General features: G+C 73.5%; 9 protein-coding genes. 8 read left to right on the top strand and 1 reads right to left on the bottom strand.

Annotated features, from left to right (window positions below):
- Window positions 1–294: 294 nt before the first annotated feature.
- From O7609_RS08140 to mfd, 3 genes are all read left to right on the top strand, one after another.
- Window positions 295–1,092, top strand: coding sequence for an ABC transporter ATP-binding protein (locus tag O7609_RS08140; protein ID WP_269734287.1), 798 nt, complete (start codon window positions 295–297; stop codon window positions 1,090–1,092).
- The gene (locus tag O7609_RS08135; protein ID WP_269743331.1) at window positions 1,089–3,674 is read left to right on the top strand and encodes an ABC transporter permease; all 2,586 of its coding nucleotides are present in this window, start codon (window positions 1,089–1,091) and stop codon (window positions 3,672–3,674) included. The genes O7609_RS08140 and O7609_RS08135 overlap by 4 nt, the downstream gene beginning before the upstream one ends.
- Before the next feature lie 247 nt (window positions 3,675–3,921).
- Window positions 3,922–7,473, top strand: coding sequence for a transcription-repair coupling factor (gene mfd, locus O7609_RS08130; RefSeq protein ID WP_269743330.1), 3,552 nt, complete (start codon window positions 3,922–3,924; stop codon window positions 7,471–7,473).
- A gap of 147 nt (window positions 7,474–7,620) precedes the next feature.
- Here mfd and O7609_RS08125 read toward each other — a convergent pair whose 3' ends face one another.
- Window positions 7,621–8,211 carry a DUF4352 domain-containing protein gene (locus tag O7609_RS08125; RefSeq protein WP_269734284.1) on the bottom strand — a complete coding sequence of 197 codons (591 nt, stop codon included), beginning with the start codon at window positions 8,209–8,211 and terminating at the stop codon, window positions 7,621–7,623.
- Between the two features lie 197 nt (window positions 8,212–8,408).
- Between O7609_RS08125 and O7609_RS08120 the strand changes: the two genes are divergently transcribed.
- From O7609_RS08120 to O7609_RS08100, 5 genes are all read left to right on the top strand, one after another.
- Window positions 8,409–10,331, top strand: coding sequence for an N-6 DNA methylase (locus O7609_RS08120; protein ID WP_269734283.1), 1,923 nt, complete (start codon window positions 8,409–8,411; stop codon window positions 10,329–10,331).
- 104 nt (window positions 10,332–10,435) lie between these two features.
- A complete protein-coding gene (locus O7609_RS08115; protein ID WP_269734282.1) occupies window positions 10,436–11,143 on the top strand; it encodes a hypothetical protein in 708 nt (235 codons plus the stop codon).
- Window positions 11,140–12,423 carry a serine/threonine-protein kinase gene (locus tag O7609_RS08110; RefSeq protein WP_269743329.1) on the top strand — a complete coding sequence of 428 codons (1,284 nt, stop codon included), beginning with the start codon at window positions 11,140–11,142 and terminating at the stop codon, window positions 12,421–12,423. Before O7609_RS08115 ends, O7609_RS08110 begins: the two co-directional genes overlap by 4 nt.
- Before the next feature lie 170 nt (window positions 12,424–12,593).
- Window positions 12,594–13,562, top strand: a complete 969-nt coding sequence (locus O7609_RS08105; RefSeq protein WP_269743328.1) for a glycosyltransferase family 2 protein — start codon at window positions 12,594–12,596, stop codon at window positions 13,560–13,562.
- Between the two features lie 4 nt (window positions 13,563–13,566).
- Entirely contained in the window at window positions 13,567–14,952 is a 1,386-nt protein-coding gene (locus tag O7609_RS08100) for a polysialyltransferase family glycosyltransferase (RefSeq protein WP_269734279.1), read from the top strand.
- Window positions 14,953–14,984 lie beyond the last annotated feature (32 nt).

The following is a 14,984-nucleotide window of genomic DNA, read 5'->3' as shown; positions in this document are numbered from 1 at the left end:
GTCGGCCGGGGCCCTTCGTGTTGCCCTGTCGCGCACCGCTTGCGCCTGACGTCAGGGGAGGGGCGAGGCTTCCCCTAAGGGGCGGGGCAGGGTCGGGCCCGGGCACCGTTCGTCCCTGCGTACGACGAGGACGAGGGGCCCGCGTTCCTACGGTTAGGGCGTGGTCGAGGGGTGGGGAAAGCCCCCGGTCGACAGACCGACAGACACCATCGCGGCGCGCCCCCTGCCTGTACGAGGCTCGACTCAGCACGCCACGCACGTCACCAACACGAACGCGATCAGAGGGAGAACACCGTGACTACGGCTGTAGCGGACGCCACGTCCGGGGGGTCCGGCGGGACCGGGGGGCCTACGGCCGTCGCGGCGCAGGCGCGACAGGTCGTCAAGGCGTACGGCTCGGGGGAGACGGAGGTGGTCGCCCTCGACCGGGTCGACGTGGACATCGCCGCAGGCGCGTACACCGCGATCATGGGCCCGTCGGGCTCCGGCAAGTCGACGCTGATGCACTGTCTGGCGGGGCTGGACACCGTCTCCTCGGGGCGCATCTGGGTGGGGGACACCGAGATCACCGGGCTGAAGGAGAAGAAGCTGACGCGGCTGCGCCGCGACCACATCGGCTTCGTCTTCCAGTCGTTCAACCTGCTCCCCACGCTGAGCGCGATGGAGAACATCACGCTGCCCATGGACATCGCCGGGCGGAAGCCGGACAAGGCGTGGCTGGACCGGGTGGTCGAGACGGTGGGGCTGCGGCAGCGGCTCAAGCACCGGCCGAACGAGCTGTCGGGCGGTCAGCAGCAGCGGGTCGCGGTGGCGCGGGCGCTGGCAGCACGGCCGGACATCATCTTCGGTGACGAGCCGACGGGCAACCTGGACTCGCGTGCGGGCGCGGAGGTGCTGGGCTTCCTGCGCCGTTCGGTGGACGAGCTGGGGCAGACGATCGTGATGGTCACCCACGACCCGGTGGCGGCGGCGTACGCGGACCGGGTGCTGTATCTGGCGGACGGCCGGATCGTGGACGAGATGCGGCGGCCGACGGCCGAGATGGTGCTGGACCGGATGAAGGCCTTCGACACGGTCGGGCGGGTGTCATGACGATCGTTCGGACGTCGTTGCGCAACTTCTTCGCGCACAAGGGCCGGATGGTGCTGTCCGGCATGGCGGTGGTGCTGTCCGTCGCGTTCGTCTGCGGGACCCTCGTGTTCACGGACACGATGGGGACCACCTTCGACAAGCTGTTCGGCGACACGGCGCCGAACGTGATGGTGTCGCCGGAGGAGCGCGAGGGCGGCGGCGGTGAGGACGAGCTGCCGTCGAACGGCCGCCCCGACACGCTGCCGGCCTCGGTGGTCGAGCGGGCCGGGGAGGTCAAGGGCGCCGAGACGGCCTTCGGCGTCGCGATGAGCATGGCCGTCACCGTGGTGGACGGGGACGGCGAGAACATCGGCCCGACGACGGGCGCCCCGACGCTCGCCAGCAACTGGACGGAGCTGGACCGCCGGGCGATGAAGGTGTCGGCCGGTCATCCGCCGCGGGGGCCCGACGAGGTGATGGTCGACGCCGACACCGCCGAGAAGCACGGCATCGGGCTCGGCGACGAGCTGCGCACGATCTCGGTGTTCGGCGAGTTCACCTCGAAGGTGTCGGGCATCGCCGAATGGGAGATGACGAACCCCGGCGCCGCGGCGCTGTACTACCCGACGGAGGTCGTGCAGGAGCGGCTGCTGGGCGGCGGCGAGGTGTTCACGTCGGTGGCCGTGCTGTCGGCGGACGGGGTCACGGACGAGCTGCTGAAGAAGCACGTGGTGGCGGCCGTCGAGGACGGGCTGTCGGTGCAGACGGCCGAGGAGTACGCCGCCGAGAACCAGGAGGACGTGGGCGGCTTCCTGGACGTCATGCGGTACGCGCTGCTGGGCTTCGCGGGGATCGCGGTGCTCGTGGGCGTGTTCCTCATCGTCAACACGTTCTCGATGCTGGTGGCGCAGCGTACGCGTGAGCTGGGGCTCATGCGGGCGCTCGGCGCGGAGCGGCGGCAGGTGGGCCGTTCGGTGGTGGTCGAGGCGCTGCTGCTGGGCGTCGTGGGTTCGCTGGTCGGCATCGGGGTCGGTGTGGGGATCGCGGTCGGGCTCATGGAGCTGATGGGCCTGATGGGGATGAACCTCAGCACGGACGACCTGACGATCGCGTGGACGACGCCGGTGGTCGGCCTGGTGCTGGGGGTGGTCGTGACGCTGCTGGCGGCGTGGCTGCCGGCACGCCGGGCGGGCAGGGTCTCGCCGATGGCGGCGCTGCGCGACGCGGGGGTGTCCGCGGACGGTCGTTCCGGGACGCTGCGCGCGGTCTCCGGCACGGTGCTGACGGTGGCCGGAACGGCCGCGCTCGTCGCGGCGGGGACGGCGAGCGAGGCCGGGCCGGGGTCGATGTACCTGGCGCTGGGCGTGCTGCTGTCGCTGCTGGGCTTCGTGCTGGTGGGTCCGCTGCTGGCCCGGGTCGTGGTGCGGGCGCTGTCGGTGGTCGTGCTGCGGGTGTGGGGACCGGTGGGCCGGCTCGCGGAGCGGAACGCGCTGCGCAACCCGCGGCGTACCGGCGCCACGGCGGCCGCGCTGATGATCGGTCTGGCCCTGGTGGCGGGGCTGTCGGTGGTGGGTTCCTCGCTGGTGGCCTCGGGCCGGGACGAGGTGGACCGCTCGGTCGGGGCGGACTTCATCGTCACGAGCACGGGGGGCCAGCCGGTGACGCCGCAGGTGGCGGAGTCCGTCAAAAGGCTGCCGCTGCTGGAGCACGTCACGGAGTACCGCTATCTGTCCGGCACGGAGCTGCGGCTGCCGGACGGTGAGCGCGTGCCGGGGGACGTCTCGGCGGTCTCGCCGACGTACGCGCAGGACGTGCGGGCGGAGACGGTCGAGGGTGAGCTGTCGGAGGCGGTCACCGCCGGTGGCATGTCGGTGGGCGAGGAGTTCGCCACGGAGCACGGGCTCGGTGTCGGGGACCGGCTGGAGGTGCTGTTCCCCGGTGGGGAGGGCGCGGAGCTGGAGATCCGTGCGGTGACGTCGGCCGAGACGATGATCGACCAGGGCCAGATGTACCTGGCGCTGGCGACGGCGGAGGCGCACATTCCGCGGGACCTGATGCCGCTGAACATGATGATGCTCGGCACGGCGGTCGAGGGCGGCGAGAGCGCGGCCTACGAGGCGCTGAAGGCCGAGCTCAGGAGCTACCCGCAGTACGAGGTGCGGGACCAGGCGGAGTACAAGCAGCTCCTGGAGGACCAGGTGGGCCAGCTGCTGACCATGGTCTACGGGCTGTTGGCGCTGGCGATCATCGTGGCCGTGCTGGGCGTGGTGAACACGCTCGCGCTGTCGGTGGTCGAGCGGACGCGGGAGATCGGGCTGCTGCGGGCCGTCGGGCTGTCGCGGCGCCAGTTGCGCCGGATGGTGCGGCTGGAGGCGGTCGTGATCGCCCTGTTCGGTGCGCTGCTGGGCCTCGGCCTGGGCCTGGCCTGGGGCGTGGCGGGACAGCAGCTGCTGGCCCTGGAGGGCCTGCGCACGCTGGAGATCCCGTGGCCGACGATCGTCACGGTGTTCCTGGGCTCCGCGGTCGTGGGTCTGCTGGCGGCGCTGGTCCCGGCCTTCCGGGCCGGCCGGATGAACGTGCTGAACGCGATCGCCACCGACTAGGCGGAGTGCGGCCGCCGCGAGGGCGTGCGGCCGCACACGCCACGCCCCCCGGTACGGGCTTCCCGTGCCGGGGCCGCGGCGTTTCGGGGGCGCGGGCCGCGCGGGGGGCGGCCGCGGGCTCGGCCACGCGTGCCGGCCGTGGTCGTCTGTCGGCCGTTGTCGCCCTGAGCGCGTACGCTGGGCAGCCCCGGCCCGCTCGCGTGTCGGGTCCTTCGTGTTGTCCGAGGACGGAAGAAAACACCAAGCCATGAGCCTGTCCGGTCTGCTCGATGCGGTGGTTGCCGATGCGGGGCTGCGCGAGGCGGTCGAGGCCGCCGTCGCGGGGCGGCGTCGTGAGGTGGATCTGGTGGGGCCGTCGTCGGCGCGCCCCCTGGCGGTGGCGGCGCTGGCGCGCCGCGGCCCCGGCCCGGTGCTGGCCGTGACGGCCACGGGGCGCGAGGCGGAGGACCTGGCCGCGGCGCTGCGCTCGCTGCTGCCGCCGGAGCGGGTGGCGGAGTTCCCGGCGTGGGAGACGCTGCCGCACGAGCGGCTGTCGCCGCGCAGCGACACGGTGGGCCGGCGGCTTGCGGTACTGCGCCGGCTGGCGCACCCGGAGGCCGTGGACGAGGCGGGCACCGGCCCGGTGTCGGTGGTGGTGGCCCCGGTCCGCTCGGTGTTGCAGCCGCAGGTCAAGGGGCTGGGCGAGCTGGTGCCGGTGAGTCTGCGCACCGGCGAGTCGGCTGACCTGGGCGAGGTCGTGGACGGCCTGGCGGCCGCCGCGTACTCGCGGGTGGAGCTGGTGGAGAAGCGCGGCGAGTTCGCGGTGCGCGGCGGCATCCTCGACGTCTTCCCGCCGACGGAGGAGCACCCCGTCCGGATCGAGTTCTGGGGTGACGACGTCGAGGAGATCCGCTACTTCCAGGTGGCGGACCAGCGGTCGCTGGAGGTGGCGGAGCACGGGTTGTGGGCACCGCCGTGCCGGGAGCTGCTGCTGACGGACGCAGTGCGGGAGCGGGCGGCGGCGCTGGCCGAGGCGCATCCGGAGCTGGGCGAGCTGCTGGACAAGATCGCCGAGGGTATCGCGGTGGAGGGCATGGAGTCGCTGGCCCCGGTGCTGGTGGACGAGATGGAGCTGCTGCTCGACGTGCTGCCGCGGGGCGCCATGGCGGTCGTGTGCGATCCGGAGCGGGTGCGGGCCCGGGCGGCGGACCTGGTGGCGACGAGCCGGGAGTTCCTGGAGGCGTCGTGGGCGGCGACGGCGGGCGGCGGTCAGGCGCCGGTGGACGTGGGCGCGGCCTCGCTGTGGTCGATCGCCGACGTCCGGGACCGGGCGCGGGAGCTGGGCATGCTGTGGTGGTCGGTGTCGCCGTTCACGGCGGACGCCGAACTGGGGCTGGACGACGGCGACACGGTGCGGCTGGGCCTGCGGGCCGCGGAGTCCTACCGGGGTGACACGGCGCGGGCGCTGGCGGACACCAAGGGCTGGCTGGCCGACGGCTGGCGGTGCGTGTACCTGACCGAGGGGCACGGTCCGGCCGCCCGCACGGTGGAGGTGCTGAGCGGGGAGGGGGTGCCCGCGCGGCTGGACGAGGAGCTGGCGGAGCTGGCGCCCTCGCTGGTGCAGGTGTCGTGCGGTGCGCTGGAGCGCGGGTTCGTCGCGCCGGAGCTGAGGCTCGCGGTGCTGACGGAGACGGATCTGACGGGGCAGAAGGCGGCGGGCCGGGAGGCGGCCCGGATGCCGGCGCGGCGCCGGAAGACGATCGATCCGCTCACGCTGGAGGCGGGCGACTACATCGTGCACGAGCAGCACGGTGTGGGCCGCTACGTGGAGATGGTGCAGCGCACGGTGCAGGGCGCGACGCGCGAGTACCTGGTCGTGGAGTACGCGCCCGCCAAGCGCGGCCAGCCCGGGGACCGGCTGTTCGTGCCGACGGACCAGCTGGAGCAGGTCACCAAGTACGTGGGCGGTGAGGCGCCCTCGCTGCACCGGCTGGGCGGCGCGGACTGGACGAAGACGAAGGCGCGGGCGCGCAAGGCGGTCAAGGAGATCGCCGCGGACCTGATCAAGCTGTACTCGGCGCGGATGGCGGCGCCGGGGCACGCGTTCGGCGGCGACACGCCGTGGCAGCGGGAGCTGGAGGACGCCTTTCCGTACGCCGAGACGCCGGATCAGCTCACCACGATCGGTGAGGTGAAGGCGGACATGGAGAAGCCGTCCCCGATGGACCGGCTGATCTGCGGCGACGTGGGCTACGGCAAGACGGAGATCGCCGTGCGTGCCGCGTTCAAGGCGGTGCAGGACGGCAAGCAGGTCGCCGTCCTCGTCCCGACGACGCTGCTGGTGCAGCAGCACTTCGGGACGTTCTCCGAGCGGTACGGGCAGTTCCCGGTCGTGGTGAGGGCGCTGTCGCGGTTCCAGACGGACGCGGAGGCGAAGGCGGTCCTGGAGGGGCTGCGGGACGGCTCGGTGGACGTCGTCATCGGCACGCACCGGCTGTTCTCCTCGGAGACGAAGTTCAAGGACCTCGGCCTGGTGATCGTGGACGAGGAGCAGCGGTTCGGCGTCGAGCACAAGGAGCAGCTGAAGAAGCTGCGGGCGAACGTGGACGTGCTGACGATGTCCGCGACGCCGATCCCGCGCACGCTGGAGATGGCGGTGACCGGCATCCGGGAGATGTCGACGATCACGACGCCACCGGAGGAGCGGCACCCGGTGCTGACCTTCGTCGGTCCGTACGAGGAGCGGCAGATCGCGGCGGCGATCCGCCGGGAGCTGCTGCGCGAGGGCCAGGTCTTCTACATCCACAACCGGGTGGAGTCGATCGACCGGGCGGCGGCGCGGCTGCGCGAGGCGGTGCCGGAGGCGCGGATCGCGACGGCGCACGGGCAGATGTCGGAGTCGGCGCTGGAGCAGGTCGTCGTGGACTTCTGGGAGAAGAAGTTCGACGTGCTGGTGTCGACGACGATCGTGGAGTCCGGGATCGACATCTCCAACGCGAACACCCTGATCGTCGAGCGGGGCGACAACTTCGGCCTGTCGCAGCTCCACCAGCTGCGCGGCCGGGTCGGCCGGGGCCGGGAGCGCGGGTACGCGTACTTCCTGTACCCGCCGGAGAAGCCGCTGACGGAGACGGCGCACGAGCGGCTGGCCACGATCGCCCAGCACACCGAGATGGGCGCGGGTATGTACGTGGCCATGAAGGACCTGGAGATCCGCGGGGCCGGAAACCTGCTGGGCGGCGAGCAGTCGGGGCACATCGCGGGGGTCGGCTTCGACCTGTACGTGCGGATGGTCGGCGAGGCCGTGGCGGACTTCCGGGCCTCGCTGGAGGGAGAACCCGGCGGAGCCGCGGAGGAGCCGCCGCTGGAGGTGAAGATCGAGCTTCCGGTGGACGCGCACGTCCCGCACGACTACGCGCCGGGGGAGCGGCTGCGACTGCAGGCGTACCGCTCGATCGCCGCCGCCACCTCGGAGGAGGACATCGCGGCGGTGCGCGAGGAGCTGGCGGACCGCTACGGCCCGCTGCCGGAGCCGGTGGAGAACCTGCTCCTGGTGGCGGGGCTGCGGATGCTGGCCCGCTCGTGCGGGGTCACGGACGTCACGCTGCAGGGGAACAAGATCCGCTTCGGCCCGGTGGAGCTGCGGGAGTCGCAGGAACTGCGGCTGAAGCGCGTCTACCCGGGCTCGGTGGTGAAGGCGGCGGCCGGCCAGGTGCTGGTGCCGCGCCCCAAGGCCGGGGGTATCGGCGGCAAGCCGGTGGTGGGCCGGGACCTGCTGGCCTGGACGGGCGAGTTCCTGGCCACGGTGCTGGGCTCCTGACCCGCGCCCTGAGGAGGCGCGGTGAACCGCGCTGGGGCGGCCCGGTGCGGGCGGCGGCCCTGGGGCGACGACGGAGACGAGGGCCCTTCCCGGCGGGGTTCTGGGAAGGGCCCTCGGCGGACCGGCCGGGGCCGGCGTGCCCGTGGGTCAGAGCTGCAGGCTCCACTGGGCCGGAGCGGTGGTGAAGTCGATCAGCTCCACCTCCAGGTCGAGGACCTTCGCGTCGGCCGGGGCGTCGAAGGCGTACACGGCGGTGGCCTTCTTGCCGGGCAGCAGTTCGCCGGAGAAGCCGGAGCCGACGGTGTTGTCGAAGATCTCCTCGGCGTCGACGCCGTCCTCGCCGGCGCGGGCGCTGACGGTGATGAGGTCGGCGGAGACGTTCTCGTCGCCGGTGTTCTCCAGGGTGACGGTCACCTTGTGGGCCGTGTTGCCCTCGGTGTGGCCGACGGCGTACTCGTCGGGCGTGTAGCCCTCGGCCGCGGAGACGGTGATCTTGAGGCCGCTGTCGTAGACGGCGGTGTCCCCGGCGGCGTAGGCGCCGCTCTCGTCGGACTTCTCCTCGCCCTTCTTGTCCCCGTCCTTCGTCTCGCCCCCGGTCTTCTCCTCGCTGCTGCTGGAGGGCTTGCTCTCCTTGGTCGGCTCGTCGTCCGTGCCGCAGGCGGTCAGTCCGCCGACCGCGAGGACGGCGGTGGCCACGGCGGCGATGAGCGTACGGGTGCGGGTGGTGTTCACGGACATGGCTGTACCCCTCGATTCCATGACGGACTTCGTCAGTGCGGCTCGTTGTGAACCGGTGGGTTAATAACAGCAGAGTCTGTGAATCGAGTCAACACGGTTCACGCTGTTCTGTGAGTTCACCGAGTGAACGGTGCTGTGAACCGCTCTCCGGGTATGCTCGAACGAACCCCAGCAGCCACCCGAGAGAGGCCGGTGACGTGTCGCAGAGCTCGCCAGACGTGCCCGAGGTGACGGCGGCCGGGATCGCCCGCCTCGCCGGAGTGGGACGGGCCGCCGTCAGCAACTGGCGCCGCCGCTACCCGCACTTCCCGCAACCCGTCGGCGGCACCGAGACCAGCCCGGCGTTCGCCCTCGCGGAGGTCGAGGAGTGGCTGCGCGCCCACGGCAAGCTCGCCGAGGTCCCCCTGCGGGAGAAGGTGTGGCAGCACCTCGAGGCCGCCCCCGAGGGCGTCGCGGGCGCCCTCGCGCGGGCCGGGGAGTACCTGCTGCGGCGTACCGGCGGTACCGCACCGGCATCCGCTCCCGCCTCGGCTCTGGCACCGGATTCCGCGCACGCACCCGCACCCGCGCACGCCGCCGAGGCCGTCCCCGGGCTGCCCGCCCTGGCCGACGAACTGGGCCCCGGCGAGGCCTTCGCCTTCCTCCTGGGCCGCTACTTCGACGCCAACCCCCGCGCCTACACGCTCACCCCGCCGCCCGCCGCCGACCTGATGGCCCGCCTCGCCGGCCCCGCCGCGACCGTCCTCGACCCCGCCTGCGGCTCCGCCGAACTGCTCGCCGCCGCCCTGCGCCAGGGCACCGGCGCCGTCGAGCTGTACGGCCAGGAGAGCGACCCCGCCCTCGCCCGGCTCGCCGCCCTCCGCCTCACCCTGTGCGACGGAACGCCGCGTCCCGTCGCCGTCCACGTGCGCACCGAGGACGCCCTGCGCACCCCCCTCGGTGAACAGCCGGGCACCGAGGCCGTGCTGTGCCACCCGCCGTTCAACGAACGCAACTGGGGCCACGACGAACTGGCCTACGACCCCCGCTGGGCCTACGGCCTGCCCGCCCGCACCGAGTCCGAGCTGGCCTGGGTGCAGCACGCGCTGGCCCGGCTGCGGCCCGGCGGCACCGCCGTCCTGCTGATGCCGCCCGCAGCCGCGTCCCGCCGCACCGGCCGCCGCATCCGCGCCGCGCTGCTGCGCCGGGGCGCCCTCCGGGCCGTCGTCGCGCTGCCCGCCGGGGCCGCACCGCCGCACAGCCTCCCGCTCCACCTGTGGGTCCTGCGGGCCCCCGGCGGGCCCGTCTCCCCCGACCCGCACCTCCTCCTGCTGGACACCAGCACCCGGCACCAGGGCAGCGGGCGGGACCCGCTGCCCTGGGAGGAGCTGAGCGCCACCGTCCTCGCCGCGTGGCGGGCCTTCGACGCCGGAAGCCCGGTCCCCGAGGAGCCCGGCGTGTGCGGCACCCGGCCCGTCATCGACCTGCTGGACGACGACGTCGACCTCGCCCCGGCCCGCCATCTGCCCCCGGCCGGGGGCACCGCGGACGTCGAGGCGCTCACCGGGATGCGCGGGAGGCTGGACCGCACCCTGCGTCGCACTCTCGAACTCGCCCCCGCCGCCGGGCCCGTGACCGACGACGGGCCGCGCTGGACGCTGACCACCGTGGGCGAACTCGTCCGCGGCGGCGCCCTGGAGCTGCGAGCCGGCGGCTCCGGGGGCTCGGGGGGCTCCGAGGGGGAGCCGGCCGTCACCCGCGAGGGCGACGTCGTCATCCCCGTCCAGGGCCGGGGCGCGGCCTACGTCGTCGCCGCCGACCGCGCGGGGGAGACCCTGGCCAAGCCGCTCTACCTGCTCCGTCCCGACCCGAACGCCCTCGACCCCTGGTTCGTGGCCGGGTTCCTGCGCTCGACCGCCAACACCCGGCAGGCCAGCAGCTACGCCTCCACCGCCTCCCGCCTCGACGTGCGCCGCCTCCAGCTCCCGCGGCTGCCGCTGGAGGCCCAGCGCCGCTACGGCCTCCACTTCCGCCGCCTCGCCGACTTCGAGGCCGCCCTCGTCCTCGCCGCCGACGTGGGCACCCAGCTCGCCCAGGGCATGTTCGACGCCCTCACCGACGGCACCCTCACTCCGGACTGACCGCCCGCCGTCTCACGCCGTGCCCGCCCTGTGCCCCGAGACCCGGAGCCCGGATACGCTCCTCCTACAAGCTGTCAGGTACGGCACGGAGAGATGGCGGGAGCATGAGCATGCACGACCCGGTCAGACCGGCGACCCCAACGCCCTACCGCCAGGGGCCCGGTGGCGGGGCGCTGGTGGTGCGGGTGCTGTTCGCGTCGTTCCCCGTCTGGTCGCTCGGCATGCTCGCCTGGGTGCCGTCCCTGCGGTTCGCCGTCCTGCGCAGCCGTGCCCTGGACTGGGCGGTGTTCGCGGGCTTCCTGACGCTGAGCGTCCTGGAGGTCGTGTTCGCCCTCGCCCTCGAGGACGAGCCCGAGGGCTCCAACGTCAGCGCCGCGGCCGGTGGTCTCGTCCTCGTCCTGATCATCGGCGCGACGGTGCACGCCGTGCTCGGCGACCGGTTCCCGCGCCCGCCCGCTCCCTACCCGCACCACGCCGGGCCGTACTCCGGGCCCCGCCCCGGGGCTGCCCCGGGCGTCGTCCCCGGGGCCGTCCCGCCCGGCTACGGCCCGGGTGCGCAACCGGCGGCACCCCCCGCGCCCGGCTACGGCTACCCGCAGCCGCCCGCCGTGCCCCTCCACCAGCAGCCGACGCTCTACGCCCCGCCGCCCGCCGCGAGCCCGCACACGCCCCCGCCCGCGAGCCCGCACACGCCCCCGCCCGCGCCCGCTCCGGCCGCGCAGGGCCAGCCGGAGCCGCAGGGCCGGATGCGGCAGGTGGCCTCCGAGCTGGACGAGCTCGACGAGCTGCTGCGCAAGCGGGACGGCCGGTGATCGGCCGCGTCATCGCGGGCCGGTACGAGCTGACCGAGCCCCTCGGCAAGGGTGCGATGGGCCAGGTGTGGGGCGGCCACGACCGGGGCCTGGGCGGGCGTCCGGTGGCGGTGAAGCTCATGCACTCGGGCCAGATGGCCTCGCTGTCCGGCAGCGCCGACCCGGAGGAGCTGCGCGAGCGGTTCGAGCGCGAGTGCCGCGTCACCGCGCAGATCGACCACCCCAACCTGGTCACGGTCTTCGACGCGGGGCGGGACGACGACGAGCTGTTCCTCGTCATGCAGCGGCTGGACGGCAGCGACCTGGCCGACCACCTCGCCGAGAACGACCCCTACCCGTGGCAGTGGGCCGTGGCCGTCACCGCCCAGCTGTGCGCGGCCCTGGTCGCCGTGCACGCCGTCGGCATCGTCCACCGCGACCTCAAGCCCGGCAACGTGATCGTCCGCCCCGAGGGCCGTGTCGTCGTCCTCGACCTGGGCATCGCGGCCGTCGGCTCCGCCGCCGACACCCGCCTCACCCGCACCGGCACCCTCATCGGCACGCCCGTCTACATGGCGCCCGAGCAGGCCATCGGCACCGCGCCCGTCGGGCCCGCCGCCGACCTGTACGCGCTGGGCGTCATGCTCTACGAACTCCTCACCGGCCAGGTGCCCTTCGAGGCCCCCGAGGCCACCGGCCTGCTGTACAGGAAGCTGCACGAGGAGCCCGTGCCCGTCCGGGAGGTCCGCCCGGAGACGCCGAGCGCGCTGGCCGCCCTCGTCCACCGGCTCCTGCACAAGGACCCGCAGGCCCGCCCGGCCGACGCCCACGAGGTCTACGAGGCGCTGGCCCCGCTCCTGCCCAGCCCCGGAGCCCCCGGCCCCGCGCTGCCCCTGGACCCGTCCCGGCCCTTCCGCCGGCCCCTGGAGCCCTGGCCGCAGCGTCCGGCCCGCCCCGCCCCCGCCGCCGGCTTCGGCCCACCGCCGGCGACCGGCCTCGCGGCCACCCTGGAGGACGTCCGGCGGCTGCTGTCCCACGGTCAGTACGCCCAGGTGGCCGACCTGCTGGGCGCCGCCCTGCCCACCGCGGCGGCCGAGCACGGCGAGGGCTCGCCGATCGTCCGCAGCCTGCGCAAGCAGTACGCGGTGACCCTGATGGAGGCGGGCCAGTACGCCCGCGCGTTGCCCGAGATCACCCGGCTGGTCGCCGAGTACGCCGCCGAACGCGGCCCGCACGACCCGGTGGTCACGCAGCTCCTCCAGGACGAGGCCCTCTGCCGCCACAACCTCACCGGTCACTGACACCGCCCGCCGCTTTGGCGCGTCCACGTCACCCGTCGCGCGTCGTACGCATGAAGTTCACCCCACGGCCGCCCTGCGGGCACGTGGCGCCCACTCCGGCGGCCTAGCCTCCGTGTCGGGAGGCGGTGTGTCCCGCAGCCCTGGCCTGATCCACTCGACCGGGAAGCCACGTGCCCAAGCTCTCAGTGATCGTCCCCTGTCACAACGTGCAGGACTTCGCCCCGGACACCCTCAGAAGCCTCAGCCGCAACGCCGGTCCGGACACCGAGTTCCTGCTCGTCGACGACTGCTCGACAGACGCCACGGGCGATCTGCTGCAGCGTGCCGCAACGGACATCCCGCGGTCGAGAGTGCTCCGCCACGAGGTCAACCGAGGAATCTCACAGGCCCGCAACACCGGCATCGACGCGGCTCGCGGTGACTATCTGACCTTCCTGGACGGCGACGACTGGTACGCCCCGGGCTATCTCGACGAGCTGCTCGCGTCAGCCCAGAGGCTGGACTGCGACTTCGTGCGCACTGACCACGTGCAGGCGACCGGCCGCACGCGGTCCGTTCAGCGTGCCCCGGCACCGCGCCGCGGTGTCGTCCTCTCGCCCCGTGGCGCCATCGGCCCGGCGACGATGAAGACGATGGTGGACTACCCCTTCGTGTGGGCCGGTGTCTACCGCCGGAACCTCTTCGACGACGGACTGCGCTTCGAGTCCCGGCTGCGCACGGCCGAGGACCGCGTCTTCACGTGGCAACTGCACCTGCGCGCCGAGTCCTTCGCCACCGTCGGCCTGCACGGCGTCTTCTACCGGCGCGGCGTGGCGACCTCCCTCACCCAGATCGGGGACGAGCGTCAACTGGACTTCATCCCCGCGCACGACCGCATCCTGGAAGAGGTCACAGCGCACCAGGAGGCCGACCGCTTCCTGCCCAAGATCGTGCGCACCTACTGCGCGATGATCGCCTTCCACATGAGCGGATCGACCCGCTATGACGCAGAGACGACGAGGAAGCTGCGCCGCGAGGCTTCCGCGGCGCTCCGCAGAATGCCCTCCGACGTCCTCGAAGCGGTGCTCTCCGTGCTCGACGAGAAGCGCGCCGCGGTACTGCGACGGCTGCGTGGGCGCGGCACTGGAAAGGCGGCATGACGGCATGACCACGGAATCGATCCACGCGAACCCGACGGTTCGGCACACCGAGCTCCGTCCGCAGATCTTCGAGGTGTCCACTCTCTACGGTGCCGCCACCCTCGCCGCCGCGCTCGACGCCGGGCTCTTCGGACCGGCGGAGGCCGCCCGCCGCGTCCTCCTCGTCTCCAACAACGCGGCCGTACCGGAGACCGCCACGCCGTTGGGCGACATGGCCGGCTGGGCCGGCATCGTCACGCGCTTCGACCTGGTGGTCGACTGGAACGCCACGATCCGGCCACTGCACCCGAGTGACTGGTCGCCCGCGGAGCAGGACGCGCCGCTGTGGCAACGTGTCTTCCGGGAGGCCTGGGGGCTCGGCGAGGGTATCGCCGACCTGGTGGTGGAGTCCGTTCATGCCAACCCGGCCGCTGCGCTCGCCCGGATCTTCGCCGACGCCGACGTGCACGTCTACGCCGACGGGCTGATGAGCTACGGGCCGACCCGCGAGGCACTGCCCGCCGCCACGGCCCCGCGCATCGTGCGGCTGCTGCACCTGGACCTCGTCCCCGGACTGCGGCCCCTGCTCCTGAGCGAGTACGAGGTCGCGTCCGAGACGGTCCCGGACGCGGCGTTCCGCGCCGTCCTCGACGAGCTCACGGCCGTCGCCGCGGACGATCCGGAGGTTCCGCGCGACTCGGCCCGCGCGCCCGGCGCCGTGATCCTCGGTCAGTACCTCGCCGCCCTCGGCATCCTCAGCACCGAGGAAGAGGAAGAGCTGCACGCCCGCATGCTGCGCGCGGCCGCCGCAGCCGGGCACGAGAGGGTGCTCTTCAAGCCGCACCCGACCGCACCGAGCCGCTACTCGCGGGCCCTGGAGAAGGCCGCCGCCGACTGCGGGGTGGAACTGCTCGTCCCCACGACATCGCTGCTCGCCGAGGCCGTCTTCGGCCGCTGCCGCCCCCGCCTCGTCGTGGGCTGCTTCTCGACGGCGCTGTTCACCGCGGCCACGTACTACGGCATCCCCGCGGCGCGCGTGGGCACGGACCTCCTGCTCGACCGGATCGTGCCCTACCAGAACAGCAACCGGGTGCCGCTCACCATCGTGGACGCGCTGCTGCCCGACCTGGAGGCGTCGAGTTCGGCGGAACCTCGCGGCGACGTCGGCCCGTTGGTGCGTACCGTCGGATACTGCATGCAGCCCCGGCAGTACGCGGCCCTGCGGGCCGAGGCCCACGCCTGGCTGGAGGAGCACTTCGGCACCCACACGCAGCGCTACTTCAAGCGCCGTCGGCTGACCAGCCTGGAGCTTCCCGGCAGCCTGGCCCCCGCGGGCGGCCGCTTCCCGGGGGGTGGTGCCGCGCTGCGCGTGGCCCGGCGTGTCAGGCGAGCGGCCAACCGGCGCCGTTGAGGACGTCGGTAGGCAACGCCGTGACCGTGTGC

It is taken from the genome of Streptomyces sp. WMMC1477, from assembly GCF_027460245.1.
Lineage (GTDB): Bacteria > Actinomycetota > Actinomycetes > Streptomycetales > Streptomycetaceae > Streptomyces.
Note: the sequence above shows the minus strand (reverse complement) of the source record. Positions and strands in the feature narration are given on the sequence as shown.

Bases quoted from the DNA above. Each gene is read 5' to 3' on its own strand.
- O7609_RS08100 (WP_269734279.1), top strand. From the start codon at position 13,567: ATGACCACGGAATCGATCCACGCGAACCCGACGGTTCGGCACACCGAG.
- mfd (WP_269743330.1), top strand. From the start codon at position 3,922: ATGAGCCTGTCCGGTCTGCTCGATGCGGTGGTTGCCGATGCGGGGCTG.
- O7609_RS08125 (WP_269734284.1), bottom strand. From the start codon at position 8,211: ATGTCCGTGAACACCACCCGCACCCGTACGCTCATCGCCGCCGTGGCC.
- O7609_RS08115 (WP_269734282.1), top strand. From the start codon at position 10,436: ATGAGCATGCACGACCCGGTCAGACCGGCGACCCCAACGCCCTACCGC.
- O7609_RS08135 (WP_269743331.1), top strand. From the start codon at position 1,089: ATGACGATCGTTCGGACGTCGTTGCGCAACTTCTTCGCGCACAAGGGC.